The organism is Glutamicibacter bergerei (assembly GCF_054495185.1).
Window position 1 is genome coordinate 53,519 of record NZ_JBTMZF010000002.1, and the last position, 24,538, is coordinate 78,056.

At 56.6% G+C, this 24,538-nt stretch carries 25 protein-coding genes; 20 read left to right on the plus strand and 5 right to left on the minus strand.

Translation table 11 applies throughout. The annotated features are described in order from the left end of the window. Positions 1-28: 28 nt before the first annotated feature. The 7 genes from ACX5K5_RS16785 (at position 29) to ACX5K5_RS16815 (ending at position 6,509) form a co-directional block, all read left to right on the plus strand. The gene (locus ACX5K5_RS16785) at positions 29-1,051 is read left to right on the plus strand and encodes an ABC transporter substrate-binding protein (protein WP_459175523.1); all 1,023 of its coding nucleotides are present in this window, start codon (positions 29-31) and stop codon (positions 1,049-1,051) included. 17 nt (positions 1,052-1,068) lie between these two features. Then, the gene (locus ACX5K5_RS16790; protein WP_459175524.1) at positions 1,069-1,884 is read left to right on the plus strand and encodes an ABC transporter permease; all 816 of its coding nucleotides are present in this window, start codon (positions 1,069-1,071) and stop codon (positions 1,882-1,884) included. A gap of 2 nt (positions 1,885-1,886) precedes the next feature. Next, positions 1,887-2,723 carry an ABC transporter permease gene (locus tag ACX5K5_RS16795; protein WP_459175525.1) on the plus strand — a complete coding sequence of 279 codons (837 nt, stop codon included), beginning with the start codon at positions 1,887-1,889 and terminating at the stop codon, positions 2,721-2,723. Between the two features lie 82 nt (positions 2,724-2,805). Continuing rightward, entirely contained in the window at positions 2,806-3,591 is a 786-nt protein-coding gene (locus ACX5K5_RS16800; protein ID WP_459175526.1) for an ABC transporter ATP-binding protein, read from the plus strand. Continuing rightward, positions 3,588-4,673: a zinc-binding dehydrogenase gene (locus ACX5K5_RS16805; RefSeq protein WP_459175450.1), complete on the plus strand. Its 1,086-nt coding sequence runs from the start codon at positions 3,588-3,590 to the stop codon at positions 4,671-4,673. The genes ACX5K5_RS16800 and ACX5K5_RS16805 overlap by 4 nt, the downstream gene beginning before the upstream one ends. A gap of 60 nt (positions 4,674-4,733) precedes the next feature. Next, positions 4,734-5,702, plus strand: a complete 969-nt coding sequence (locus ACX5K5_RS16810) for an aldo/keto reductase (RefSeq protein WP_459175451.1) — start codon at positions 4,734-4,736, stop codon at positions 5,700-5,702. 96 nt (positions 5,703-5,798) lie between these two features. Beyond that, on the plus strand, positions 5,799-6,509 hold the full coding sequence (locus ACX5K5_RS16815) for a GntR family transcriptional regulator (protein ID WP_459175452.1): 711 nt from the start codon (positions 5,799-5,801) through the stop codon (positions 6,507-6,509). A 558-nt stretch (positions 6,510-7,067) separates the two neighbouring features. On the opposite strand, the gene ACX5K5_RS16820 is transcribed toward ACX5K5_RS16815, so the two are convergent. Together ACX5K5_RS16820 and ACX5K5_RS16825 are read right to left on the minus strand one after the other, a co-directional pair. Next, positions 7,068-7,226, minus strand: coding sequence for a hypothetical protein (locus tag ACX5K5_RS16820; protein ID WP_459175453.1), 159 nt, complete (start codon positions 7,224-7,226; stop codon positions 7,068-7,070). Continuing rightward, a complete protein-coding gene (locus ACX5K5_RS16825; RefSeq protein ID WP_459175454.1) occupies positions 7,227-7,547 on the minus strand; it encodes a putative quinol monooxygenase in 321 nt (106 codons plus the stop codon). Positions 7,548-8,738: 1,191 nt separating this feature from the next. Between ACX5K5_RS16825 and ACX5K5_RS16830 the strand changes: the two genes are divergently transcribed. The 6 genes from ACX5K5_RS16830 (at position 8,739) to ACX5K5_RS16855 (ending at position 13,152) form a co-directional block, all read left to right on the plus strand. Then, entirely contained in the window at positions 8,739-9,554 is an 816-nt protein-coding gene (locus ACX5K5_RS16830; RefSeq protein WP_459175455.1) for an N-acyl homoserine lactonase family protein, read from the plus strand. Continuing rightward, positions 9,554-10,486, plus strand: a complete 933-nt coding sequence (locus ACX5K5_RS16835; RefSeq protein WP_459175456.1) for an NAD(P)-dependent oxidoreductase — start codon at positions 9,554-9,556, stop codon at positions 10,484-10,486. The genes ACX5K5_RS16830 and ACX5K5_RS16835 overlap by 1 nt, the downstream gene beginning before the upstream one ends. Next, entirely contained in the window at positions 10,483-10,893 is a 411-nt protein-coding gene (locus ACX5K5_RS16840; RefSeq protein ID WP_459175457.1) for a cupin domain-containing protein, read from the plus strand. The genes ACX5K5_RS16835 and ACX5K5_RS16840 overlap by 4 nt, the downstream gene beginning before the upstream one ends. After that, the gene (gene pcaC, locus ACX5K5_RS16845; RefSeq protein WP_459175458.1) at positions 10,890-11,294 is read left to right on the plus strand and encodes a 4-carboxymuconolactone decarboxylase; all 405 of its coding nucleotides are present in this window, start codon (positions 10,890-10,892) and stop codon (positions 11,292-11,294) included. The genes ACX5K5_RS16840 and pcaC overlap by 4 nt, the downstream gene beginning before the upstream one ends. Continuing rightward, the gene (locus tag ACX5K5_RS16850; protein ID WP_459175459.1) at positions 11,291-12,181 is read left to right on the plus strand and encodes an NAD(P)-dependent oxidoreductase; all 891 of its coding nucleotides are present in this window, start codon (positions 11,291-11,293) and stop codon (positions 12,179-12,181) included. Before pcaC ends, ACX5K5_RS16850 begins: the two co-directional genes overlap by 4 nt. 194 nt (positions 12,182-12,375) lie before the next feature. Continuing rightward, a complete protein-coding gene (locus tag ACX5K5_RS16855) occupies positions 12,376-13,152 on the plus strand; it encodes a carboxymuconolactone decarboxylase family protein (RefSeq protein ID WP_459175460.1) in 777 nt (258 codons plus the stop codon). 1,257 nt (positions 13,153-14,409) lie between these two features. On the opposite strand, the gene ACX5K5_RS16860 is transcribed toward ACX5K5_RS16855, so the two are convergent. Next, entirely contained in the window at positions 14,410-15,291 is an 882-nt protein-coding gene (locus tag ACX5K5_RS16860) for an NADP-dependent oxidoreductase (protein ID WP_459175461.1), read from the minus strand. Between the two features lie 267 nt (positions 15,292-15,558). Beyond that, positions 15,559-16,173: a recombinase family protein gene (locus ACX5K5_RS16865; RefSeq protein ID WP_188687389.1), complete on the minus strand. Its 615-nt coding sequence runs from the start codon at positions 16,171-16,173 to the stop codon at positions 15,559-15,561. A 317-nt stretch (positions 16,174-16,490) separates the two neighbouring features. On the opposite strand from ACX5K5_RS16865, the gene ACX5K5_RS16870 reads away from it, so the two are divergent. Both ACX5K5_RS16870 and ACX5K5_RS16875 read left to right on the plus strand, forming a co-directional pair. Next, a complete protein-coding gene (locus ACX5K5_RS16870; protein WP_229677230.1) occupies positions 16,491-16,871 on the plus strand; it encodes a recombinase family protein in 381 nt (126 codons plus the stop codon). A 9-nt stretch (positions 16,872-16,880) separates the two neighbouring features. Continuing rightward, on the plus strand, positions 16,881-17,120 hold the full coding sequence (locus tag ACX5K5_RS16875; RefSeq protein WP_229677238.1) for a helix-turn-helix domain-containing protein: 240 nt from the start codon (positions 16,881-16,883) through the stop codon (positions 17,118-17,120). A 20-nt stretch (positions 17,121-17,140) separates the two neighbouring features. Here ACX5K5_RS16875 and ACX5K5_RS16880 read toward each other — a convergent pair whose 3' ends face one another. After that, positions 17,141-17,401: a hypothetical protein gene (locus ACX5K5_RS16880; RefSeq protein WP_459175462.1), complete on the minus strand. Its 261-nt coding sequence runs from the start codon at positions 17,399-17,401 to the stop codon at positions 17,141-17,143. An 897-nt stretch (positions 17,402-18,298) separates the two neighbouring features. Here ACX5K5_RS16880 and ACX5K5_RS16885 point away from each other — a divergent pair. From ACX5K5_RS16885 to ACX5K5_RS16905, 5 genes are all read left to right on the plus strand, one after another. Continuing rightward, positions 18,299-18,523, plus strand: a complete 225-nt coding sequence (locus ACX5K5_RS16885; RefSeq protein ID WP_188687392.1) for a hypothetical protein — start codon at positions 18,299-18,301, stop codon at positions 18,521-18,523. A 262-nt stretch (positions 18,524-18,785) separates the two neighbouring features. Next, positions 18,786-20,594 carry a helix-turn-helix domain-containing protein gene (locus ACX5K5_RS16890; RefSeq protein WP_459175463.1) on the plus strand — a complete coding sequence of 603 codons (1,809 nt, stop codon included), beginning with the start codon at positions 18,786-18,788 and terminating at the stop codon, positions 20,592-20,594. A gap of 1,438 nt (positions 20,595-22,032) precedes the next feature. After that, positions 22,033-22,842, plus strand: coding sequence for a ParA family protein (locus ACX5K5_RS16895; protein WP_188687393.1), 810 nt, complete (start codon positions 22,033-22,035; stop codon positions 22,840-22,842). Then, entirely contained in the window at positions 22,839-23,378 is a 540-nt protein-coding gene (locus ACX5K5_RS16900) for a ParB family protein (RefSeq protein ID WP_188687394.1), read from the plus strand. Before ACX5K5_RS16895 ends, ACX5K5_RS16900 begins: the two co-directional genes overlap by 4 nt. A gap of 476 nt (positions 23,379-23,854) precedes the next feature. Further along, a complete protein-coding gene (locus ACX5K5_RS16905) occupies positions 23,855-24,337 on the plus strand; it encodes a hypothetical protein (RefSeq protein ID WP_459175464.1) in 483 nt (160 codons plus the stop codon). Positions 24,338-24,538: the final 201 nt, after the last annotated feature.

Sequence of the window (24,538 nt, forward strand, 5' to 3'; positions counted from 1 at the left end):
AGTTTCTCAACGACGAGGATGCTCCAGAATGGCTCCATTTTTGACTCGCCTATCAGGCCGCGCCGGCTTCAGGCTTGCTGCTGTTTCCGTCACCGCGATGCTGGCTCTCAGCTCGTGTGGAGGATCAACTTCCCGTTCTGCTCCGGTACTTCCAGACGGCGCCGATCCGCATGCGCCAGAGGTAACTGAAATCAGTGCCCTGACCTTCCGTGCACCCATCGCTGCGGGCATCATCCAAACTTCAAGGGGTGGGGCTGACGAAGAGTTCGGCCTCAATGTCACACCCCAATGGATTGAAAGTAGTGCAACGGCGGTATCGCAGATCGTCGCGGGAGACGTGCAGGCAGCGCAGTCGAGCTACTTCGGCGTTATTGATGCTGCCCGCCAGGGAATCGACGTGATTATTGTCAGTGAAAGTTACGCCAGCAACCCGGGCGCAGCGTCCCTGGAGTCCATGCCGGACTCTGGCATCACCGAACTGAAGGATTTGATCGGGAAAAAGGTGGCGGTCGTTTCGTTGAACAGCAGCCATGCCGTCAAGATCAAAGATTCTCTCCTAGATCAGGGGCTGGACCCAGCCCAAGTGGAATTCGTTGAGCTGCCATACGGACAGGTTCCCGCAGCCCTGCAGCAAGGCACCGTGGATGCTTCCAGCGCCCAGGGAGCAACCCTCGCCCAGGTCAAAGACACCTTGGATACGGTGACAATCTTTGACTACGGCGACGGTAAATACAATGGCATGGCGGAGTCTGGCTGGATCATGAAGAAGACCTTCATCGAACAAAATCCCAACACTGTGGCGGCCTTCCAATGCGCACTTCTAAAAGGTACGGAACAGGTCAAGGACGAGGCCGTTTATGCTGAAATCCTCAAGACCGATCTTGGCTTCGATGATCAGGCAGTGGCTTCTGACATTGCCCCGGAATTCGGCGCAACTATCCGTAGCGAACCGCTGCAGCTAAACGCAGACATCCTCAAGAAAATCGGTTCCATCGATGAAGATTTTGACGTTGCCAGCATCACGCTACCGACTCCGGATAACTGCGGCTAACCCGGGTGCTTGCCACGATGAAGAAATCAAAAACTGTGGATGTTAAGGGCACCTGGCGCTTGGCAAGTAGAAGAACGCTCTGGGCAGGCCTGTCGGGAGTTGCGGGCCTGGCCCTGATTCTCGAAGTAGTTTCCAGAGCCGGTCTAGTACATCCGGACTTCCTGCCCCCATTCTCCGTAGTCCTGCGTGAATCTATCGCCGTCTGGGCACTGCCCGATTTCCGCGCAGATGTGGCTTCTACTTTGGGTTCCTACTTCCTAGGTCTAACCTTGTCGGCTTTGATTGCCATTCCGGCCGGGATACTCTTCGGACTTTCCGAGAAGTCATACCGGCTGACGCGGGCCGTGGTGGAACTCATCAGGCCGATTCCTCCTGTTGCTCTGATCCCGCTGGTGGTTCTGGTGTTCGGTAATGGACTGGAAATGAAGTTGGTCATCGTGATGTTCGCAGCGGTTTGGCCGATCCTGTTCAATACGATTTACGGAGTACACGACGTGGACCGCCAGGCAAGGGAGATGGCCCAAAGTTTTGGGCTCCGTCCGTGGCGAATTATACGTCGTGTGGTACTCCCCAGTGCTGCGCCATTCATTGCCACAGGAATCCGGATCTCGTCTTCGATCGCACTGATTGTCGTCATCACGGTAGAGCTTATTGCCGGCGGGGCAGACGGCCTTGGCGCTTTCATCGCCCGTTCACGGGCCAGCGGTACAGAGGTTGAGCTTGTCTATGCAGGAACACTTGTTGCCGGTTTCCTGGCGCTTGTTATCAATCTATTGATGAATAAGGCCGAGCGACGCTGGTTTGCTTGGCAGACCACCACCAAGGAGGCGTAAGCATGACAGCTACAACCAAGCCCCTACCAGCCATACCTACCGTGGTGCGGCTGCGCCTGATCGGTACGCGACTGACCTATTCTTTCGGACTTTTGGTGGTACTGCTCATTCTCTGGCAGATGGCCGCCTCGCTCAGCCCCTCGCCGTTCTTCCCCACACCTTTGCGTATCTTTGCCAACGCCGGAGAGCTGTTCTTGGGCGGTTCCCCGTCCACTTTGTTCCTGACACCTGCGGTAACCAAAGATACCTTCGGCACCCTCGGTCGTGTCCTACTCGGCTTCACTCTGGGGTCGATAGCCGGTCTGGCCATCGGTGTCGCAATCGGTCTGCGACGCATCCTGCGTGAGGTCACAGACCCTGTGGTCGAGTTCCTGCGCTCGATTCCAGCCACAGCGACCCTTCCCCTATTTATTGTGTTGTTAGGTGGAGGCGACAACATGCGTGTGGCCTTTATTGCCTATGGGATTTCGTGGTTTGTCCTCATTAACACCGCTAACGGTGTCGGTTCGATTCACCCCACTCAGCTAGCAATGGGTAAAGCTTTCCGTTTGCCTTGGCACCGCCAGCTAACCGGCATAATACTGCCGGCAGCCATGCCTAAGGTTTTTGCCGGGCTGCGGATAGCCATGACCGGTGCGCTCATGTTCGCCATCGTCTCCGAATTCATGCTCGCCACCAACGGCATCGGCTTCCAGCTCATCCAGGCACAGGGAAGATTCCAGATACTCAACATGTGGTCTTGGATGCTGCTTCTGGCAGTTCTAGGGCTTCTCCTGAACTCAATTCTCGAAATGGTAGAGAACCGTCTCCTCGCTTGGCATCGCCTAGCCCGCAGCTGAAAGATCCAACGCCATGAAAAACCAAGTCACCATCAATCTAAACACCCAGTCATCGGCCGGGCAGGATGCATCCGACCATCCGATCCTGAGCGTCGAAAACGTCACCCACCAATACGGAACCGGGCCCGGCGCTCACACGGCCATCAAGGGGCTCTCCTTCAACGTCTATCCGGGAGAGTTTGTATCAATTGTGGGACCCTCCGGCGCCGGAAAAACCACACTGCTCCGCACGTTGTCAGGACTCCTCGCCCCCACGAGCGGCACCGTCTCCGTTTCGGGCAAGAAAGTCACGGGAGTCCCCGAAGGCATGTCCATGGTTTTCCAGGACTACAGCAGGTCGCTGCTGCCCTGGCTCACCGTTGAAAAGAATGTTTCCTTCCCGCTGGACAAAATCAGTGGATCGGCGGGCGAACGCAAGGCCCTGGTGGCTGAAAGTCTTCTGGCGGTGGGGTTGGAAGGCTACGGCGACCGTTACCCGTGGCAGCTTTCCGGCGGAATGCAACAGCGGGTTGCCATTGCCCGCGCCCTAGCCTACAAACCATCGCTCCTCTTGATGGACGAGCCATTTGCCTCGGTGGATGCACAAACCCGGGCCGAACTCGAAGACCTCGTCCTGACCCTCCGGCAGCGATACGCGGTAACAATCATCTTCGTCACCCACGACATCGATGAAAGCGTCTACCTTGCCGACCGCGTGTTGATTCTGTCTAGCTCCCCTGCCCATCTGGTTGAAAACATCACGGTGGACCTGCCCGAGCCCAGAGATCAGATCTCGACGAAGGAGAACCAGACTTTTGTCACTCTCCGTGGTCACGTGGCCCGACTCATCCGAAGTGGTGGGCGCACAACAGAGGATTCCCAGGCATGAAAATGCAAGCAGCGGTACTGGAACAATTTGGCGTCCCAATGCCCGTACACCAGATCAATCTGCAGGCACCCGCCGCCAGTGAAGTGCTCGTCCGCACAACTGCCGCCCCGTTTTGTTCCACGGACTGGCTGGGGTGGAAGGCCATGCGCAATAAGAAAACGCCAGTGATTTTAGGGCACACGGCCGTAGGCATCGTGGAGAAAACTGGAGCCGACGTCACCGGCATCAAGCTGGGCGATCTCGTAGTCGTCGCTGGAACACCGCAGTGCAAGGAATGCTTCTACTGCGAGATCGGCAGGCCGGACCAATGCAGTTCCCTGTTGGATCAGCCTGAACCCCTGGTAGGGACACAAGAAGACGGCACACGCGTCAAGGCCGCGGGAAGGGTCGGGGCTTACGCGCAGTACATGCTCGCCAACCAAAATCAGGTTTGGGCCCTTAAGAGCGATCTGCCTCATTCACAGCTTAGTCTCCTGGGCTGTGGCATAACCACTGGGCACGGCGCAGTGTTCAACGTGGCGCAGGTACAACCCGGGCAGTCCGTCGCCATCGTAGGTCTGGGACATGTCGGTCAATGGATGGTCCAAGCAGCGCGGGTGGCAGGGGCGGGGATGATCATCGGGTTGGACCCGGTACCCGTCCGGCGCGAACTGGCGTTGGAGCTGGGAGCGACCCATATTTTGGACCCAACCACTTCTGACCCTGTCGAACAAGTCCGGAACCTCACGCAGGGTCGGGGCGCCGATGTCGTGTTAGAAGCCGCGGGCCCGGAACTAGCCGTCCAGCAAGCAGTGATGATGTCTCGACGGGCCGGAACGGTCGTGCTCACGGGTGTCCAGCAGTTCGAGGCCTCCATCAATCTGCCACAACTGGCGCTGGCTATCCACGGCCGACGAATCCTCGCCTGCCAAAATGGCCAAAGCATCATGGACCGGGACATCCCCTTATGTCTAAACCTTCTAGAGACCGGACAGTACAGGGCCGGCCCTCTGGTGACGGCAGAGTATCCGCTTTCGAAAATCAATGAGGCCATGTACGCTTCGGGCGAGCTGAGGGACCTCAGCGGAGTCCTCACCTTTTAGCGGCTTCGGGTTCCACACAAACCGGGTCAGATAAACCACGAGCGCAGAGGTCAAACAAAAATGGATTATGTAAAACTTGGGTCTACCGGGCTTGACGTCTCACGACTGATTCTCGGCTGCATGACATTCGGCGACCCGGGACGTGGCACTCACCCGTGGACGCTCAACGAGGAAGCCAGCCGGCCTGTCATCAAACATGCTTTGGAAGCGGGAATCAATTTCTTCGACACCGCGAACACCTACTCAAACGGCAGCAGCGAGGAAATTTTGGGTCGGGCGCTAGCCGATTATGCACGCAGGGATGAGATAGTGATTTCCACCAAGGTCTTCCAAGGAATGCGCCAGGGACCCAACGCAGCGGGGCTTTCCCGTAAAGCCATCTTCCAGGAACTGGACGCCAGCCTACAGCGATTGGGAACCGACTATATCGACCTGTACCAGATTCACAGGTGGGACCCCAACACCCCCATCGAGGAAACCCTTGAGGCCCTTCACGACGCAGTGAAAGCCGGCAAAGTCCGCTACCTCGGCGCCTCCTCCATGTGGGCATGGCAGTTTTCCAAGGCCCAATACACCGCCAGGGCGAACAACTGGACCCCGTTCATTAGCATGCAGAACCAGTACAACCTCCTGAACCGGGAGGAGGAACGCGAGATGTTGCCGCTGTGCCATGATCTGGGTGTTGGCGTCATCCCATGGAGCCCTATGGCCCGCGGAAGGCTCACTCGCAAATGGGACGAGAGCAGCGGCAGGCAGGAAACCGATGAGGTTGCCAATGCGCTGTATCAGCCCTACGACGGCGGCATCGTCGATTCCGTGTCGCAGGTCGCGGACGCCCGTGGCGTGCCCATGGCACAGGTAGCTCTCGCCTGGGTTGCCCAGCGACCGGGTATTACCGCTCCGATCATCGGGGCAAAGAGCGAAAAGCACATCGAGGACGCGGTGGCCGCGCTACAAATCGATCTCGAACCGGCAGAGCTGGCATGCTTGGAGGCCTGTTATTCCCCTCGGCCCGCCGTTGGCTTCTAGGGCTTCTAGAAGCACACGCCGGCGATAGCCACTTTTCGGAACAATAGAGTGATAGATTGTATGACAACAAACCATTAATTTTATAGCCGAGGACTCATGTCGACAACAACCAACTCACTATCCGCGGCTTGGGGCTCAAGCCCCGTAGGTCGGATCGCTGCCCCTCTGCGGGAACAGGTCATTTCCGCTCTTCGCGAGGCCATCTTGGATTTTCGTCTTAAGCCGGGGCAACGACTTGTTGAACGAGAGCTTATTGAACAGCTCGGCGTCTCACGGACTACCGTCCGGGAAGCCCTGCGGGAGCTCACTTCTGAGGGCCTCGTGACGGTCGTACCCCAAAAAGGAGCCATCGTTGCTGCCCCGACTCCGGATGAAGCCCACGATTTGTATGAGGCTCGCGCTGCTCTGGAGTCCCTAGTGGTTCAGCGCTTCGCCGAGCGGGCGACAAAGTCACAGGTCATTCGTCTAAGCTCAGCAGCCGAGGCATTCGCAGAGACAGCCGGACTCCAAAGCGAAGCATCCGCCATTTTGGCCGCCAAAGACGTTTTCTATGACGTCCTCATCGAAGGGGCCAGCAGCACTGTCCTGCAGCAGCTAACGGAGACCATTCAGGCGCGGCTCCGGGTGCTCCGGGGAACAGCGATGTCAACAGAGGGACATAGCTCAGCTGCAGAAGAGCTCCGCAGTATTGTTGCGGCCGTCGAGGCGGGAGACGGAAAATTAGCGGCAGAGCGCTACGAAGCCCACATCCGCCGCGCAGGAGCCAATGCTCTCAGGAGCCTCCAAGAAGCCAAGGCAAGCGACTGACCGAGACGCCCATAGCAATCATCCGGATCGGCCAGGGTTGGCCTGAACGCCTTGATCCATGATCTGGGTGCCCAGGCCACCCCTTTCGACGATGGCGGTTCTAAGCCCGAGAAGAAAGCCGGCCTCCGAAGGCCCTCCTCGTCGTGAACGCAACACGGCACCCTTGCGCCGAGATAAAGTGCTGATCCTGAACAACGAAGTGGACGGCATTGAATGGAGTCCCGGCCATCACCATTTCGTGGTGTCAACGGCAGTTCAAAACCGTCTATGGACGGCAACCTTGATTAGCCACTAGCGGCCGACATACATCGGCCCCTGTTCCAGGTGTCTCACGCAAGGACGATCGGTGCCGCGTTCGGCGACCACGTCGGTGCTCGCTGAAACCGTGGAACGGTCAGTAGACCACCGGTCCTGCGAAGACTCCACCGCCGGACGCCAAATTGGCGTGGCAAGGACAGCCGCCGACAACACCCCGGAACAGTACGGGACAGCTTTCGCGGAGGCCTGGCTTGGATCGCCCCCGGGAGTACAAACGTCTCGGGGCTGGAGGACCGGGTATTATCCGTCGCCGTCGTTCGGCAGGAACCCTCCGCCGCCAGCGGCCACGGAAGCCTGCCGTAGGCGGTCTGGGCCACTGTCCCTTGTGGTCAGCCAGAACCACTGCCCACGGGCAGTTTTCAACTTCCACTGACCACGACCGCCAATGTCGCCAATCATTTACAGGGACCCTTGGGAGAAACCGCTTGAAATCGCCTTTAGGACGGTAACGTCGACCGGTCCCTGCAGCAAAGGTTGCAACCGGCGGGTCATTTGCACCGTCGTGGGCGAGTTGGCGTGCGCCACCAAGTGCTCATGCGATGCCCATTTCTCGATGGTCACCAGAGAGCCGCCCGCTCCTTCGTGGTGGGCATATAGTTGACAGCCCTTTTCCTGATGGACCACTGGAGCCGCCTCCACCAGAATGGACCGGGCCTTATCCAAGGATTCGGTGCGTGGCCGAGCGGTCACGACCAGAATGACAGACTCTTCATTGATCATTTGGGGGGGGCTCCTCATATTCTTGGTCGTGATTGCGCATGGACCATGACTCAGTGCGAGCCGCCTCGCGCATGCGCCGAAGACCGACTCCTTTTGGGCGAAAGGTTACCCGGCATCCTGATGCTCATGGACCCACAAGAATCCACGATCGGAGGTGAAACTGCCAACCGGTCCCGAAGTAGTCGAGCGACGTGCGTGAGCCTGGACAACGACTACCGCTGGGAACTGCGTTCCCTAGTCGGCTACACAGTCTGCCGACATGGCCGGGACGACAGACGGACATCTTCGAGATCGCTCGCCATGCAAAACGTTAAGTTTCGAGCGCACGATATGGCCTCGGCTTCCCATCGTGAAATGTTTTCAAAAGCGAACAACGCTGACCGCGGAATCCCGTCGAGTAACAAGCGACCGTCGCCTTCCGCCGACTCGTTGAATTGGAATTCGAAGAAACCGAATTCACCAAGTTCGAACTGACTGGCGACGAGAAGATCTCGCCGCTTTAACCGTGCTGGTTCTGAGTGGATTCGGTACCGATGTCGACCGAACCATTGCCCGTTGTTCCTGGCTCATCGTCGCTGTAGCCCAGCCATGGTTCAGATGTCACTTTTCTCTCCTCGATAGATTGTACGATCACCCTACAAAAATTAATTACCTTTGACCAGACTGCCAGACCTCCCGCGCCGACGGCAAAGGTGACGACATTATTTCGAGTGAACTCTATTGACCTACCATCCGCTTGTCGTACAATCATACAAGTGATTGTGCGCTTGCCGCAGGGAAGATACGAGGAGGTAACCGTGAGCACCGGTGTCAATGCTCCTGACATACGACATTCGAAGAGGGGCCAAGCTGTACTTGCGGTAGGTGTCGGAAACTCCAGGGAACCGTTCGATGTCGCCCGTCAGCCCCCTTGTGCTCGCAGTTCTTCCGGCATTGGTGTGTTCGCCGTCGGATTTGCGATGCGACCCCTAGTCGGTTTTATCCGCAGCTGCTCGGGAAGCGCTGTGTCCGTCGTGCTGCTCCGAGCATTTCATTCAAGGAAATCAAGGGGAGTCAAGGAGCTGACGATGCTGGGAAAACGGAAGCCAAACGGAACCTCAAAACGATCAGACTCGTCCTGTTGCCCACGGGCTGGCGAAGACCTTATGTCGAACCCCTGCTGAGTCGTCCATAGCCCGGAAGGAAATCATCATGAAGCAAGAAGAGACTTACCAGGTCAGCATCGTTAAGTTCGGAACGCGCTCGACGGTAAAAAGTGACGTCTACCTGAACTATCACATTTACAAAACTGCTGATGAGCCCATAGAAATGGATTATTTTTTTTGGCTTATCCGCAATCGGAACCGCACGATCGTTGTCGATACGGGCTTTTCCCGACACGGCGGTGAAGTACGGGAACGCACGTTCCTGATTGACCCAGCGGAGGCCTTTGCCGCATTGGGGGTTGATCCCGACTCCGCCCCGCAGGTGCTCGTCACCCACGCGCACTATGACCACATCGGCAACCTAGGTCTATTTCCGGATTCAGAAATCGTCATTGCCCAGGCAGAGCTGGATTTCTGGCTGGGCCGCTTTGCGCAGCGACCCCAGTTCAAGCACTCGATAGAGACGCAGGACATTGATTACCTGCGCAACGTGGCAGAACGAGGCAAAGTGACGACCTTTGCGGACGAACTGGAGCTCGCGCCCGGAGTTCGCGTCATCCGGGTGGGCGGACACACGCCCGGCCAATCCATCGTGACCGTGGAAACCGACGAAGGGCAAGTGGTTCTAGCTTCCGATGCCATCCACTACTACGAGGAATACGAGCAGGACATTCCCTTCATGTTCGTGAACGACGTCCGCGAGATGTACGCCGGATTTGATTCAGTCCGCAAGCTAATGGACAGCACCGGCCGGCACCTCGTGACCGGCCACGACCCTTCCACCCTAGACAGGTTCAACACCGTGACTACCGGTCCGCTCGCGGGCCTGGCGGCCACCATCGGAAAGAAAGATCTTGACTAATGAGTGAACTAAAGATTGGTTTCATCGGCCTTGGCAACATGGGGGGACGCATGGCCACATGCATCACGGCGGCCGGGATAGACGTCCTGGCCTTCGATCCCATTGCCGAGAACGTCACGGCCGCAGGCGCTCGTCCCGCTCCTAGCGCGGCAGCCGTTACTGAGGCGTCCGACATCATCCTGCTCTCGCTCCCCAAGAGCACCGTCGTTGAAGCCGTGATGCTAGGTGCAGACGGCGTCCTGAGTCGCTTGGGGAAAGGCCAAATCGTCGTTGACCTTAGCACCTCGGCCCCGGATTCAACTCGAATGATTGCCGAAAAAGTTGAGGCTGCCGGAGCAACCTACCTGGACGCCGGCATTTCCGGCGGTGCAGCTGCTGCCGAGAAGGGGCAACTGGTCCTCATGGTCGGCGGTCCGGAAACCGATCTGGAACGTGCACGCCCTACCTTGGAACTGTTTTCCGCGAAAATCTTCCACACCGGAGCTTCGGGCGCGGGGCACACCACCAAGCTCATCAACAACTTTCTCAATGCGATCACCTTGTCAGCGACCGCAGAGGCGATGGTTGCCGGCAAAAAGGCGGGCCTCGACCTGGAAGTACTGTTGGATGTCATCAACAACAGCTCCGGCGTTAGTTTCGCCTCGCTCAACCGGTTCCCAAAAATCATCAAGGGCGACTACCTCAAGGGCGGCCTAACGAACTCGCTCATGATGAAGGACGTTGTTGCATACGTCGACCTCATTGGCGCCCTGGGCATGGCCAGCCCTAACTCGGCCGGGCCCTTGGCCAGCTTTGGACTGGCCAACGCGTTGGGTTACGCGGATGAGATCAGCAACACCGTCGTGGACGCGATTGGCGATGTCTCCGGCGGAGTGCGCCTGTTTGAAAACGTTCCGAACGACGGAAACCACTCGAAGAAGGAAGAATCATGAGAATAATCAGCGGCCCCGCCCAAGAGGGCACAGCAGGAAAGGTCGGCTCACAGTTTACGGGCACGGCGTTTCCCTACCTGACGATGGCGGCCACGGACGGCGTAACCATCAACACGGTGAATTTCACTCCGGGGGCCCGGACCTTCTGGCATCAGCACGAAAACGGTCAGATCCTTCAGGTGCTTGCTGGCCGCGGCCTGATCCAGGTTGAGGGAGAGGAAGCGCCACGCGTCATGCACGCCGGCGACACGATCTGGTGTCCTCCTGGGGAAAAGCATTGGCATGGTGCGGCCCCGGATTCATTCGTCACACACACCGCAATTTCGCTTGGAACGACACAGTGGGCCGAACCCGTCGCGGAGCCCGACTACGCCAAGACCGCCTCACCCCGGAAGGAACAACCATGAACGCCAATGGCACCCACGCGGACACCTACGAGGCCGGACTGGCCGTACGAAAAGAAGTACTCGGCACCGCCCACGTGGAAAAGTCCCTGGGCAGCGTCTCAGAGTTCAGCAGGCCAATACAGGAACTCGTCACGGAATATTGCTGGGGAGCGGTTTGGACCCGCGAGGGGCTTGACCGGCGTAGTCGCAGCCTGATCAACCTCTCTATGCTCACCGCGTTGAACCGCTCCCACGAACTCGGCGTCCACGTGCGCGGCGCGGTCAACAACGGCGTCACCGAGCAGGAAATCCAGGAAGTCTTGATGCAAACTGCAATCTACGTCGGGGTGCCAGCGGCCCTCGAATCATTCCGCGTGGCAGAAAAAGTACTCGCCGAGCTGAAAGCGAGTGAGCAGAAATGACAACCATCGCCTTTATCGGTCTCGGTAACATGGGATCTCCTATGGCAAGTCGCCTCGTGTCAGCTGGGCATTCCGTGCGCGGCTTCGATCCGTCCGCAGACGCCAAGGCCAAGCTGACCCTAGCTGGCGGGTTCGGGGCAGATTCACCCGCGGAAGCTGTTCATGGCGCCGCCCGCGTGATTCTTATGCTGCCAAACTCAAACATCGTCGAGAACGTCATGGACGATGACCAGGTTGCCCAAGCCCTCGAGAAAAATGCCTTGGTGGTGGATATGAGCTCGAGCGAACCCTTGCGCAGCCGGGCCCTCGCCGAGAAACTTCGCGGCCAAGGTGTTCGATTCATTGATGCTCCCGTTTCCGGCGGGGTCACAGGCGCCGAAACGGGACGACTGACGATCATGGCCGGCGGAACTGACCAAGACCTTGCCGAGGCACGCCCCATCCTCGACGTTTTCGGTACCGTCAAAAAGGCCGGCGACGTGGGAGCAGGACACGCCGCGAAGGCCCTGAATAATCTCATGTCCGCCACCCACTTGCTCGTCAGCAGCGAAGCCATCCTCGCCGGTCAAAGCTTTGGCGTAGAACCTGGGCTCTTGCTGGAGATTGTCAACGGCTCGAGCGGCAAGAGCGGTTCAACGGAAAACAAGTGGCCCAACTTCATTCTTCCCGGAACCTACGATTCCGGATTCGCTCTGAAGCTGATGCTCAAGGACATGAAGATCGCCGTGGATCTGGCCGATCAGGTGAACGCAGCCTCACGTCTTAGCCACGCAGCCGTCCGACTCTGGGAGGAAGCCGCAGCCAATCTGCCCGACGGTGCCGACCATACGGAGATAGCACGCTGGGTGGCCACTACTTCACAGGAGCTCCTCGCCAGCCACGGGTAGTTAGGTTCCCGCCTGAGAAAAACAAGTATTCACGGCCCTGATGTCCCGCTGGCTACGACCCGGTACACGGTCATGTCCAGCGGGCAGTGCTCAATGCGATCGCCGGCACCCCTAACTGTGTGGCGTCGCTGATCTACAGAACCACCAAGCGCCATTGATGACATATCCATGAGCCCGACAAACCAAGGAGAAAAATGGAACTGACCCAACGTCAACAGGAAATCAAAAAAGAATTCATTGAGGTGCGAGGTTCTTGGAGTGAGTCTTGGGAAGCCATTCTGGTTCTTAGCCCGGAGTTCTTGGCTGGCTACCTATCCTTGTCCTCCGTGCCTTGGAAAAAGAACAAGCTTGAAGATAAGGTCAAGGAATTCATCTATATCGCAGTGAACAGCGCCGCTACTCACTTGTACGTTCCAGGTGTCCGTCAGCATGTACGCGGTGCCCTCCGCTTGGGAGCCACCTCAGCGGAAATCATGGAGGTAGTGGAACTTGCCAGCACCCTCGGGGTACATGCCATGAACGTGGGCATCCCCATTCTTTGCGAGGTGCTGGATGAATCTGGACTGCGAAAGGGACAAGCGCCGCTGAATGAGTACCAGGAAAAGGTGAAACAAGAATTCACCGAGAACCGCGGATATTGGAACCACAAAACCTGGGATGACACCCTTGCGCTGGACCCCGAGTACCTCGAGGCATACACCGAGTTCTCTTCGGCCTCGTGGAAGTACGGTCCGCTGGAACCAAAGGTTAAAGAATTTGTCTACATTGCGTTTGATATCGCGGCCACCCACCTCTATGAAAGGGGCACAAAACTCCATATGGAGAATGCCCTGCGCTACGGAGCGACCATTGAGGAGATCGTTGAAGTGATGGAGATTGCCAGTGTCATAGGGATCCACGCTGCCACCACGGCTGCCCCCATCATCTTGGAAGAGGTTGCAGCCTTCGAAGCAGAAGTGGCAATACGATGAGTGGCGTTTGTTCCTAGACCTTTGTTAGGTTGGCGGGCGGGGCAACGGTCGAGCATTCCGATGCGGATGTGCCGGAGGTTCTCAGTACCTCGTGGCGGCTCAGGCTGCCCCGATGGTGGGTGGCTGTTAAATTGCCGGATCTGAAACCAGCAGTCCACACACGTCGTAGCGCCGCTCCACGGACCGGGTAGCGCAGCCGCGGACACGTCCGTATGTCGTGGCTGCAGCAGGCCCGATGCCGCTCCCTGGCCCTTCGCCGAGGAACGCCGGGGACGATTCGTTTTATCGGGTGACTGTTGGCGAGGGCAGTTCCGAGGATTGCGCTGGTCGACGTTCACGACGAGTGCATCATCGGCCGGAAAATTCCTGGTCAGCTCAAGGCAGCGGCGAAATCCATGGTTGCCGCCGCCGCGTAGGCCACCCGTGCGCCAACGAAACCGCCGTGAGGTCCCGAAGGACACCATGGCGGTTTTTGGCGTGGTCGATTAGGCGATTTGGCGTGAGCTGATCGAGTTGCCTAAATCCATTCTGTCGATGGTGGAGATGGCCGACTGCGGGTCATCCGAGGCTCCAAGGCTAAGCAGCAGGGGGAGCCGGCGGGGCCATCGGTATCCCCGGAATCTATGTCGGCAACGATCCAGGCAGCAAGCACGATCGAGCGAAAAACGGCACCCTTGATTTGGCGCTCGGAGCAGCGTGGATCAAGTCCCTGACTTTGGTCACCGGCATGGCTCCCGTGAGAAATTACAGTCTCGAACTCATGCAAGCCATCCTCTGGAACCGCATCGATCTTCCGGCTGTAATGAACACCGAAGTCGTTCCGATCGACCAGAGACCGGACGCGTACGCACAATTCAGTGCTGGTTCGTCGAAAAAGTTCGTCATCGACCCGAACGGAATGTTGAAGAAATAGTTCTGTACCGAGGAACGGTTCGGCAAACATTTTAGGTCGATATCGTGGAATGTGTGGGCGAAAGGGCATGATGCCCTTTTTGCCCACACGTTCCACGTCCGCTTCTGGTCGAAGCGCCAGCACCGGTAAAGCCGCCCGTGGATTAATCGGGCCTTGGACTGGGCTCCACTTTATGGCGCAGAGGGATCCACTTCTACGATCTGGATCCAGCACTGCTGCTAAAGGCGGAATTACCCAATAGCGCGTGCCGCACGTCCATACACCCGGGTGAAACCGGCGCGCCATCCACGGCTGTGGCTCGGGCTGCCGGGAACATCAGGCCTGGGTAAGTGCTCTTGGGCGACTCAGAACGTCAGCACGAGTCGCCCGCGGACCCCGCCGCCCTCGAGGCGTCGATGTGCTTGTTCCGCCTGCTCGGCCGGGAGTGCCGCGGCCACGCGCGGGGTGAGGACACCGTCCTGGACGTAACGGCGCAGTAAGTCCAGCTTGTCGGCCGAACGGTACTCGCGGAATACGTTGACCTTATGGAACGTGACGTCTCGGGTCGGCGGCCCCGCCCAACGACCGATTGAAACGAAGGCACCACCATTGCGGACGGCGGGCAGTGCTTTCTCGTTCATGCGGGCAGCATCGATGAGCGCGTCGGCACCGTCGGGAACGATGGCGCGGATGCGGTCGGCCACGTCGTCTCCTCGGGCAACCACGTGATCGGCACCGAGGTCTTCCACGAGCCCGCGGTCTTTTTCTGCGGCGTCGGCGATGACCACCAAGCCGGCATGTTTGGCCAACTCGATGACATAGTTGCCCAGTGTGCCGGCGGCGCCGGTCACCGCCAGGGTTTGCCCGGGTTCCAGTCCCGCCATTTCAAGGGCCTGGATCGCGGCGAGTCCGTTCATCGGCACAGTCGATGCGGCGTTCATGTCGAGATTGGTGGGGATACGGGTCATCGATTCATCGGGGCCGACCAAATACTCGACATATGCGCCACCGTGGGCGCTCAACGGCAGGGCCATGGCCATCACTTCGTCGCCGATTTCCCAGCGGCTACCTGGGCCTGTTTCGTCGATGACGCCAGCGGCGTCCATGCCGGGCACATACGGCGGTTCAAATTCACCGGTACCCAGGCCTCCGGAGCGCACCTTGGTATCCACCGGGCTCACTGCAACGGCCTTCACGCGTAGGCGGGCCTCGCCCGGGCCGGGATGCGGTTCGCTGACATTGTGCACGGTGAGGGCCTCCGGCCCTCCGAATTCACTAACTCCAATAGCCTTCATATTGGTGGCAACGCGCCCTCTCCCGCAGGTATTCCAAGCGCAGACGCATCATAGACAGGATTCTGGTGCGGCATCCACCCAACGAGACCAAACGACGCGTGGACAAAAACTGTCTATCATTCCGCTCGCAAGCGGGTCACTCGACGATTCAAGCACCACCAAAATTGTCGTTTTCCTCTAAGTCGTCCGCACGAGTTTCAGAAGTCACCTACACGGCCGCTATTTCGATTTCAGGAGTTTCTTGCCGTCGGGCCGAAGCTCCCCGGTCGGGGAGACGTGCCGGTAGAGGGTTTGCCGGGTAACACCCAGTTCCTCGCACAGGGAGCCGATCTTCGTTTCCTTATGTCCCACGGCGGCCATGGCCAGGCGGACCTTGGCCGGTGTCATCTTGTAGGGCCGGCCTCCCTTGCGGCCGCGGGCCCGGGCCGAGGCCAATCCTGCCTTGGTGCGCTCGGAAATGAGTTCGCGTTCGAACTCGGCCAGGGCGGCGAAGATCCCGAAGACCAGTTTCCCCGAGGCTGTCGTGGTATCGATGGCCGCGCCCTCCCCGGTGAGGACCTTGAGTCCGATGCCGCGTTCGGTGAGGTTGTGGACGGTGTTCACCAGGTGGCGCAGGTCCCGGCCCAGCCGGTCAAGCTTCCACACCAACAGGGTGTCTCCCGCATTCATGCCCTTCAGGCAGGAAGCCAGTTCCGGCCTGTCGTCCTCCTTCCCCGAGGCGTGGTCCTCATAGAGCTTCGACGGGTCGACCCCTGCCGCCAGGAGTGCATCGCGTTGGAGATCGGTGCTTTGCGATCCGTCCGTTTTCGATACCCGCATGTAGCCGATCAGCATGGCTCAAACCTCTTGTCATCTATACGGCCGTTTACGTGACGCCAAATTTAGGAAAGTAAGCGTTTACGAAAAATGTCACTTAACTCGTTATTTATTCTAGGTTATGCAAAGGTAGTGTGTTTGTTGTTATATGACAGTCTGCTCAGCAGCAGACGAAGCACGATGATTTGCACGCTCGACAACGCGGCGTCGGCTCCGCATGTGAAAATTATCGGCAATGAAAACGACTGTGAACCGTATTGCGGTTGGTGCATATGACTTCTGACAAACCATGTATCCGAAGTCGGCTTCAATCGCCCCAAAGTTCGGGAATCCCAATGCAGGCGACTTCGGAAAGCGACAATATGTTGATCGGATACGCACGGGTTTCCACTGCAGACCAAAACCCGGACCACCAGGTGGATGACCTCATGCGTGCGGGGGTCGCCACAGAGAACATTTACGTCGACCGTGCCAGCGGCGCCAAGGTCAGCCGGCCCGAGCTCGATAAGGCCCTCGCCTCCGCCAACCGAGATGGCGACCAGCTCGTCATCACCCGCCTGGATAGACTCGGGCGTTCAGTGCTGCATTTAGTCAAGCTCGGCGCAAACATGCGAGAACGGGGTGTAGGGCTGGTCGTACTTGAGCAGGCCATCGACACCACGACCCCGGAAGGTAGGGCGATGTGCGGAATGCTCTCGGTTCTCGCTGAACTCTAACGCGAACTCATTGCCGCAAATACCCGCGGCGGCCTCGCTGCGGCCCGGGCCCGCGGAAAAACAGGAGGGCGGCGTCGGAAGCTCACCTCCGATCAGGCCGCCCATGCCCAACAGCTCTACGATGCAGGGAAACACACCGTCCAGCGGATCGCCGACCCGCTCCAGGTTCCTCGTTCCACCATCTACGGCCACCTTAACAAAGAAAGCATCGGGCGGCACCCCACCGGCAAAGGGCCTATGCAGGCTTAGCGCTCAATCCGTCCCCATTACTACCAAGACCCCAACTCCAGGACTTCAGCCAGCAGCTTTCGCCAACTAATCGTTGGACGGTCCGCTCCTCTAGCAGCCAGCGCTGCTTCATGTGTGGCACGGGTACCGGGCTCATAGCTTTCCCGAGATTGGAAGTGTGCGTGGATGGTAGCCACGTTTTTATGGCAGCGATCGGCGATTTCACGCGTGGTCAGTCCGGCAGCGTACATCATGTCCCATTCAGGATGCCTTGAAACTTCCCAGCCCGTCATGCTGGACATGCTATTAGGACCACCCACTTGGCGGAACGTCTCACTTCGGCGAATCAATAAGTTTGCATGACTAGGAGAGTCATTCGTGCCTAAGGTGAACCACCAGGCGAACTCGAATATCATTTAGCCAGTTTTACTCTGAGCTCGAACTCGTGAAAGACCACCACATGAAAATCATTAATTTCATGGTCCCTGCCGCGTTGAATTTTGCTCTCAGGATGAGCCTCCTCGGCGCTGCCAACCCAAGCCGCTGTCAGTTTACCTGCAAGCTGCACCCCACCGACGTGCCCCGTACAAAAGCCAATGTATACGAGAGGTGGCTTGTGAAAAAGTGACATCCACCGATAGCCTCATTTCTCCGATTTAGCCATCTAGCTCGTTTTCAAAACGAAAATAAGGCGCTGTTGCGGCCAAATCCAAACGGGCTTGATACTCGTTGCGCATTCTCCAATGAAGATTGCACGCTCCCCTTAATTCATCGTCTGGATTCTTTTCCGGGGGCCGAAAACACCCCAAAGCATCTACTCATTGGCGAAACGACACGACAAATTGAGAGTATTTAAGTTATTTTTAGGCTCCCCATTTTCTGATATTCAAACGGTGCCAAGGGGTATAAAGGTACCTTTCGAGGCTTAACCACCTTTAGAGAGCCGGTGTTCTGACCGAATTTTGACAGGATGTGGATGAATATTGGGTTTTTTGGTGAAGGCTTTGGGTTAAATGGCAAATAGACAAAAGGTACCTTTTGAGGCTCACGGTACCTAAACCGCACTTTGCCCCAAAATATCCAGACTCGCGAGGAAAACAGCCTCACAGAATCCTTACTTACATGGTGGTAGTTTCGTGTGTAGTCGGAAACAGTTACAGACCCAAAGGGTTCGGAACAGTAGAGCGAGGGAAGTAGACATGGCTGCAACAGGAAACCGCGGAGGCGGGCGACGGAGCAAAGGCGAGCGCTTCTTTGTAGGCACTCGTGTACCTGTGGCTCACCAAGAACAGCTGAAGGAGGCTGCCGCACGCGACAACCTATCCGTTAGTGAATTCGTGGAGAACTTGATTGTCTCAGCTGTAAATGATCCCAAGCATGGTTCTGGACGCAAAGGTCCTGAACGTCTAAGCCTCACGGCTTAAAATAAGGAGCCCGCATGTAGCGGGCCCCTGAAGTATGTGTTCCTCGTCGGGAAGCTTGCCGGCCAAAGACGAAGAACTTATTTAGTTAGATCCACAAAAAGAGGAAAGGAGGTAGAAAACCCAAGGAACCAGAACACTCGCAGAGCGCTCAGACTCCGACCTTATGAGCAAATGATTCATCATTCACACACAGGGCTTTTGCCTGCCATCCTTTTGAGAGGATACCGCTATCGTACCGCAGCTCTATGGTGCAGTTCCACCGTTGACCCCAAGCCTGGCTCGTCGAGCCGGCACAATAACGTCCGAAGATGAAGCTGCCTGGGCTTCACTGGCGCCACTTATTGCAGGCCAGCCTCGAGTTCGCATTTCGAAAGACGCTGGCAAAAATTACCCACAAAAATTTGAACGAGATCTAGCATCGGCGCGTCCTACCCAACCGGCTGCCGTCCTCATTTATGGCCGTGACGGACTTTGTGCGACGATCTGCCTGGACTTCGACTCCTCAGCACCTGGTGGAGAAGCCCGCGTCGCAGCGGATGTGCTTGCTGTGCAGTCCTGGTTGTTTGCCCACGGGGCACGATGGATAGAAGACCAATCCCCCAACGGCGGCCGGCACGTTTACATTCCGCTTGCAGAGCGCATGCCATTTCATCAGGCACGCGGCCTCGTTGAAGCGTTGGCCAACCGATACCCCTCGCTGGACCCGACACCGCATCAGAACCTACGCCACGGATGTATTCGCACGCCTGGCTCCACGCACAAAACTGGTGGCGCACAGAAGTTGGAAATGAGCCTGAAGATGGCTCATAACGTTGCTACTGAGCGCAACGAGTTCTCCACCGTCAACTCATTATGCGATTCGTTACGTATTGAAATCCAAGCTGCCAACGAACGACGTGAAGCCGTTGCTGTGCCGGCCGACACTCGCAGCAGCGAATTAGGTGCCTTGTCCCGTCGTATCGCTTTGATCGCCACACAAGGGATCTACGACACTGCGAGGTACAACAGCCCCTCGGAAGCACGCATGGCTGTCCTCGTCGCCTGCGCAGCTAGAGGTCTGAAACTCACTGATGTTGAACGACGCATCAAGCAGGGCGCATGGCCAGGACTCGCTCAGTTCTACGCCCGCTACTCCCCCACACAACGGTCCAATTCAATGCGTCGAGATTGGCTCAAAGCCACCAAATTCGCTGCAGAAAAGTCTGAGGGGCAACGTGTCCATAAAACCAACACAAGCGAGCTTTTAACACAGGGGGCTTGGGATCAGGCTGTTTCTTCTGGTTCGAATTCTGAACATCACTTTATTCGTACTTGGCGTTCTGCCCTGAGTCTCGTGGAATCGCGATATCAATCTAGTCGTTCTGGTCTATCTCGCCGGTTGGTTCTTCGAGCCTTGGGAGCTGGAGCGCATATGATTGGAAGTCGTGTAGTCGAATTCGGTGTCCGCTCGTTGTCGATCGCTTCAGGAGTTGAACCGACAACCGTAGCGTTTCATCTACGAGCTTTGCGCAACGAAAAAGAACCGCTCATCCGGCAGGTCGGCGAGGCAACAGGGACGACCGGTGATCAGTATGAACTAGTCATTCCTCCCCTGCTTATGGAAGCTGCGAGCAACGAAACGTGGCAGAAGGGTAAATTGCATTCGTTGCGCCCAGCGTTCAGGGAGCTCGGTGTCACTGCAGCATTTGTCTATGAAGCTTTGGAAGTTTTAGGTGGCACTCTTGGCGTCAGCGAGATCAAGAGCAAGACTGGGTTGAACCGTAGCACGGTCCATGAAGCCCTTGAAGTATTAGCTGCATGGAACTTGGCCCAACGCACCAAACAAGGTTGGGTCTTGGTCGCCTCAACCAATTTGAGCTCGTTGGCTGAATCCTTGGGTGTTCTTGACTTGGTGCTCAATCAAGTGACGTTGTACCGTGAACAACGCGCTCAGTGGCGAGCCTGGTTGTCCGAGCGAATGAATCGACTCCCCCAGCTTCTTGAACCAGATGAGGACTACCCCTTCGAACTCTTCAGCGGTCCGCCTGATGATTGGTCACTGAGTGATATGGCGTTCCGAACTGCCAGCTAATTGAAGCTCCGCTCTCCCCCTCACATTTTCAGTAATGGTACCTTTGTTACCTTTTGCTCCATTAGTGCTCAAATCTACTGTCTAAAATTGCCAATGGATGCTGTCCTCTTGAGTTTGTCGACAAGGAATCAAAACGGTACCTTTAGTTCACTTTCCACTTTTATCACTAGGTTGCCATGCCATGCGATCGCTCGCGCCACTTCCTGCTTCACTTACCAGGGCCCTTCACGGTGGCCAAAATCCGTATACTTATCGCTCACATCCGTTGCGGGCGTAAGCGATTGCTACTAAATGAAAGATAGCTCTAAAAGTACCTTTTGTTCCCTTTCGCCTCCTAGGCCCGCAGGACGCGCTTCCGAGATGTCAGTTTCACGACTATTCTTATTCACGAACATCACCACAATGACCAGTAATAGTGCAAAAGGTACCTTTAGTACCTAATGATCATTTCGAACGTATCGCACCAAGGTCGCCAGTCAAGCAGTTAGTCCCGCCAGTCTGCATCTACGCTGCAAACAGTCGATGGAGAACCATCGACCATCTCACGCGACCCCACCAGAAAGGTACCTTCTTCACTAGGACTGCGATGCCGCCACAGAGCATATGCTCTTCGCGGAAGGAGTTGGTAGAGCTTCTCAATAGCGAACTCATACCCACTGAGCCCCTGATGGCACTCATCGGATCAATTTAGGCAGGATGAACGTTCAACGCGTGCTTGATGAAAATTCAGTTAGACCTCGCAACTTAAACCGCAGCCTCTTTTCATTGAAAGCTCTTCAAAGCCCTTAAAATGAAAAAAAGCCTTCGCGCCGTTGAGGCCAAAGACTCTATTGGTTAGTCGTAACGTGAACCATCTGTCGTGTTGACTCCTTCTGCACCTTACACGTAAAAGGTTCTTAAATATCTAAAGGTACCATTATTGAAAAGTTTGTTGAAGACTCGGAAATAATGCTGCAAAAGGTACCTTTAGTTCCAAAGGTGCAAATATAGCCAGACGGAGAAGACTTTACACCCATGCGTAAGCTCAACAAATATTGCTACGTAACGCAAACAATTGAGACTGTTTGAAACGGAGGACTATTTGACGAGTCCTCCTATTTGCAGCACCTACAAAATTCCAAAGGTTCCCGAGGTACAAAAAGTACCTTTAGTGTCAGGTTGAGAACAAGGCGCTCTTTTCTAGAGAGTCGTTGGCTCCATAAGTTCTATATGCTCTAAAGGTACCTTTAACTCAAAGTATCCTTCAGGGCTTTAGGTACAAAAGGTACCTTTCATGAATCTGTAACTTTTTCTGAAACGCTTAGGCGTGGCGCGTGGCAAACAGCCCCGCATCCCGTCTAGCGTGTGTTTAAGAAATATGGTTTGCCGGCCTACTTCGTATACTTTTTGCAGCGCATTAAGCCGGTATCCCGTCATCGACGGCTCGAAAGTAGGCAATATGCCAGCGCGAATCATCGCAGTTTGCAACCAAAAGGGCGGGGTCGGCAAGACCACCCTCGTCACAGGTCTTGCTGAGGTGTTTTCACGCGACCATGGCAAACGGGTCCTGGTGATCGATGCGGACCCTCAAAAGAACACGACCTCAGCATTAGGCGTGTACAACCCGGAATTCACCCTAAACGATGTTCTATACGGTGACGAAGAGCAGAACCATAAGATCACCCCAGGCATTGCAGCTGACGCCATCATTCCAGCGGGGGAGGCCTGGCAGGGTAAATTCCCGACCCTTTCCCTTATTGCTTCCGAGCGCAACCTTGCTTCCCGTGAACGTGACTCCATGATGGCTCGTGAACGGCGTCTACGTAATGCCCTTAAAGGAGCGGTCGATGATTTCGACATCGTACTAATTGATTGTCCTCCTTCTCTTGGCTTGCTCACTGTGAATGCCTTGACTGCAGCAACCCATGCGCTATTCATCAGTGAAGCCCGAGTTTCCTCCGTGGAGGGACTTACCGAAATTGTCACTACTGTCGCTGAGGTGCAGGAAAACCTAAACGACGAACTAGACGTTGCCGGAATTGTGGTCAACAAATTACGCAAGGGCCGAGTGGATCAAGAGCATTGGGTGCGTAAAATGCGAGAGGACTACGGCGAATTAGTGCTTGATCCAGGATTACCTGACCGCGAAATTTTTGCCAAGGCACAAGCGGCCGCGAAGCCGCTTGCATCCTACGGAAACTCAGCATCATTGCTGCTGAAATCGCTGAGACGAGTAGCGACTGCAGTATGGGAAGGAACGGCGTCATGACTTCCACTCCAACACCTGGACGCGGGGGAGACGCCGGCTCAGCGCTTGGGCGACTCAAAAAAAACCGGGGCTTGAGCAAGGCTGCAGGCCGTAGTGTTGTGTCCGAAATGTCTGCGCCAGAAGATGAGCAGCAAGCAGCGGCAGCGACTCCGGATTCTGCCCAGCAGGCACCGGCGGGACAGATCCAACAGTCAATTGCCCCAGTGCAACAGACACCTGTGCAACAAGTTGCTCCAGAACCGGAGCACGTTTCCCAATCTGAACCGCAACCGGCAGTGGTCAAGCCGTCCGAGGATCCAACTCCCAAGTCAAAGTCGCGCCGCAAAATGTCCTTGGCTCCCACAGACGATGAGCACGATCGCATTCGGCAGACGTTCATGGCAACTCGGCACATCCACCGCTACGCTAGCCTGAATGATTTTTTGCGGGCGTGCGTGCTGCAAGAAGTGACCAGTCTTGAGGATGAACACAATGGTGGGCAGGCCTATGTGTGGGAAGAAGCGGAGATACCAAAGGGACGCCCATTGCGTTTCTAGAATGGATGGCATTTAGATCAACTCGCTATTGTGCAGTGTGTCCGACAGAGTCTCATGGTTTCCTGGAACAATCGCTGAGAAGCTAAGGGTGAAAACATTCGAATCAGCATCTGTATCGTGACCGCCGATATTCACTAGAACAGACCACCATGAGTTCTTCTATAGGTAGCTTTCCATCCCAATGCGAGAATTTCAGTTGCGCCAGTTTATTGTCACTGGTTAGGAAATCTCCTGAACTCAGCATGTGAAGTCTGTCCTTTGGAAAGGTGACCTAGGAAGCGGCGCGGTGCCGGGTGCGCTACCTTCATGGACAGCACGCCGCGCCACACAGGAATATGCCTCCTGCCCACCTGTGCACAGCAAAAGCTCTCTACCCTCCGGGCTTTTCCTGCACACACATGGACAGCAGAAACCAGCCGACCACCCGCACACCAGTCACGTGTTGCAGTACCCGAGTTTCCTCGCCACAGACGAGCGTGACCCCTGCAGAGACCAAAACCGAAGCACCCAAGCGAGCTAAGACGGCAGGACGGCCAGCGCGCACCATTGATGTGACACGCGTGGGTATCTATCTCACGCCTGAGCAGTTCATCAATTCCAAGGCCGCATATTTGGCCGACTGGACGAATGAGGGAGAAGCTAACACTTTCACTAATTGGATTGGTGAAGCGCTCACCACCCACGCGAAGCGCAGCCCAAAGCAACGTCAGAAAAACGCCATACAGCGACCAGCACGAGCAGAGAAGCGCACCGGTAGCTCCCGTTCCTTCAATGTGCCTACCGAAGCGGTTCAGAAGATGCGTGCAGCGATCAACGAGGAACACGCGATAGAGCGATGGCTGTCGGACAGCGCATGGTGTGGTGAGGCACTAGACTCAGCGATACATGCAGCGCAGGAACGCAACGGGGGAACGCTGCCAACGCCACCGGAGCGACTGCCAAACAGATTGACCCGATAGTTTCAGTAGCGGTTTAAGCCTCCTATCCACCTGTGCACAGCAAAAGCCCTCCCGCTCCGCTGCTTTTCCGGCACACACGAGGACAGCAGGAACCAGTCGACCACCCGAACACAACCCAAAACCTGCGGTACCTGAGTGACCAAACGTCATGCGACCTTGGGTCGTGCACGGCCTCAGGCGGGGGTGGTGGCGAATAAATCA

Coding starts and splice junctions, on each gene's coding strand:
- ACX5K5_RS16785 (WP_459175523.1), top strand. CDS start 29: ATGGCTCCATTTTTGACTCGCCTATCAGGCCGCGCCGGCTTCAGGCTT.
- ACX5K5_RS16790 (WP_459175524.1), top strand. CDS start 1,069: ATGAAGAAATCAAAAACTGTGGATGTTAAGGGCACCTGGCGCTTGGCA.
- ACX5K5_RS16795 (WP_459175525.1), top strand. CDS start 1,887: ATGACAGCTACAACCAAGCCCCTACCAGCCATACCTACCGTGGTGCGG.
- ACX5K5_RS16805 (WP_459175450.1), top strand. CDS start 3,588: ATGAAAATGCAAGCAGCGGTACTGGAACAATTTGGCGTCCCAATGCCC.
- ACX5K5_RS16810 (WP_459175451.1), top strand. CDS start 4,734: ATGGATTATGTAAAACTTGGGTCTACCGGGCTTGACGTCTCACGACTG.
- ACX5K5_RS16815 (WP_459175452.1), top strand. CDS start 5,799: ATGTCGACAACAACCAACTCACTATCCGCGGCTTGGGGCTCAAGCCCC.
- ACX5K5_RS16820 (WP_459175453.1), bottom strand. CDS start 7,226: ATGATTGGCGACATTGGCGGTCGTGGTCAGTGGAAGTTGAAAACTGCC.
- ACX5K5_RS16825 (WP_459175454.1), bottom strand. CDS start 7,547: ATGATCAATGAAGAGTCTGTCATTCTGGTCGTGACCGCTCGGCCACGC.
- ACX5K5_RS16830 (WP_459175455.1), top strand. CDS start 8,739: ATGAAGCAAGAAGAGACTTACCAGGTCAGCATCGTTAAGTTCGGAACG.
- ACX5K5_RS16835 (WP_459175456.1), top strand. CDS start 9,554: ATGAGTGAACTAAAGATTGGTTTCATCGGCCTTGGCAACATGGGGGGA.
- ACX5K5_RS16840 (WP_459175457.1), top strand. CDS start 10,483: ATGAGAATAATCAGCGGCCCCGCCCAAGAGGGCACAGCAGGAAAGGTC.
- pcaC (WP_459175458.1), top strand. CDS start 10,890: ATGAACGCCAATGGCACCCACGCGGACACCTACGAGGCCGGACTGGCC.
- ACX5K5_RS16850 (WP_459175459.1), top strand. CDS start 11,291: ATGACAACCATCGCCTTTATCGGTCTCGGTAACATGGGATCTCCTATG.
- ACX5K5_RS16855 (WP_459175460.1), top strand. CDS start 12,376: ATGGAACTGACCCAACGTCAACAGGAAATCAAAAAAGAATTCATTGAG.
- ACX5K5_RS16865 (WP_188687389.1), bottom strand. CDS start 16,173: ATGCTGATCGGCTACATGCGGGTATCGAAAACGGACGGATCGCAAAGC.
- ACX5K5_RS16870 (WP_229677230.1), top strand. CDS start 16,491: ATGCAGGCGACTTCGGAAAGCGACAATATGTTGATCGGATACGCACGG.
- ACX5K5_RS16880 (WP_459175462.1), bottom strand. CDS start 17,401: ATGTCCAGCATGACGGGCTGGGAAGTTTCAAGGCATCCTGAATGGGAC.
- ACX5K5_RS16885 (WP_188687392.1), top strand. CDS start 18,299: ATGGCTGCAACAGGAAACCGCGGAGGCGGGCGACGGAGCAAAGGCGAG.
- ACX5K5_RS16895 (WP_188687393.1), top strand. CDS start 22,033: ATGCCAGCGCGAATCATCGCAGTTTGCAACCAAAAGGGCGGGGTCGGC.
- ACX5K5_RS16900 (WP_188687394.1), top strand. CDS start 22,839: ATGACTTCCACTCCAACACCTGGACGCGGGGGAGACGCCGGCTCAGCG.